1 protein-coding gene is annotated in these 1,000 nt (G+C 51.7%); it reads left to right on the top strand.

Features of this window, described 5'->3' with window-relative positions; genetic code table 11:
* On the top strand, positions 1-1,000 hold a 1,000-nt coding region (locus tag KDK18_RS08775; RefSeq protein ID WP_257254524.1), incomplete at both ends, for a hypothetical protein.

Genomic DNA, 1,000 nt, shown 5'->3' with positions numbered 1-1,000 from the left:
CCGGTGACGCCCATCCGGGTTTCCATCTGTTTGCCACCATCAACCCGCCTGAGTATAGCGGGAGAAAACCCCTGTCACCGGCGCTGAAAGGGCGTTTCCGACATCTGCCCATCCGGCAGTATAACCCGGAAGAATTGCAGGCCATTGCTGAGAAAGTGTTGCCACAGACCCCCGAGGGGAAAACCGTGGCCGAAAAGCTGACAAAACAACATTGTCAGCTAAGGGCTTGCCTGAAACGGAAAAACCTGCCGTTACAGCCAACCAGTCGCGATTTACAGAATGTCGCCAAAGCGGTTCTCAGAGGAGGCGATTTTACCGAAAAAGCACTTCATCAATGCCTCAATCAGCACTACCGGCTTTACCTGATGGCCGCCCACCTGTCACTGGAGGAACTGCCCGAGTCATCGGCTCTTGCCATTAGTAAAGAAACACTTGATTCCGGACTGTGCGAATGGTTCACCCAAACGGTATCGGGCATTGATCGGCCCTGGTTGATACGACGCAGTAATCGCAACAGTATTGATGAAAAACGCCATGAAATTCGCATTAACACTCGTCTGGACGGAGAGAAAGCCAAAACGGAAATCATTAAGAGGGTCGCTCAGGCCAGATGGCAGGCATCCGGTCTTTCGCCGGAGCCGGATGAGTCGCAGGATATTCTCAACCGGTCACTGTACCGATACTGGCAGCAATGCTGGTTTAATGATGAGTTTGGCCCGACAGGCGTGGACGCCAATAGCGTATTTCCCCTGACGGAAGAAGAAAAACAAACGCTGAAAACACCCGCTTCCCAGCCTTATCTTCGGGAGGCTAATCAGCGGATAGAAGCGTGGAATGCCCATGACGTTCAATTTTGGCCTGCGTTCTGGCATCAGATAAGTGATCTGACGAGCCAACAGCTTGAAGATGATATTAACGAAGCGTCTGCGGTTGGCAATGATATTAACGAAGCGTCTGCGGTTGGCAATGATATTAACGAAGCGTCTGCGATTGGCAATGA

This window comes from Endozoicomonas sp. SESOKO3 (assembly GCF_024606255.1).
Note: the sequence above shows the minus strand (reverse complement) of the source record. Positions and strands in the feature narration are given on the sequence as shown.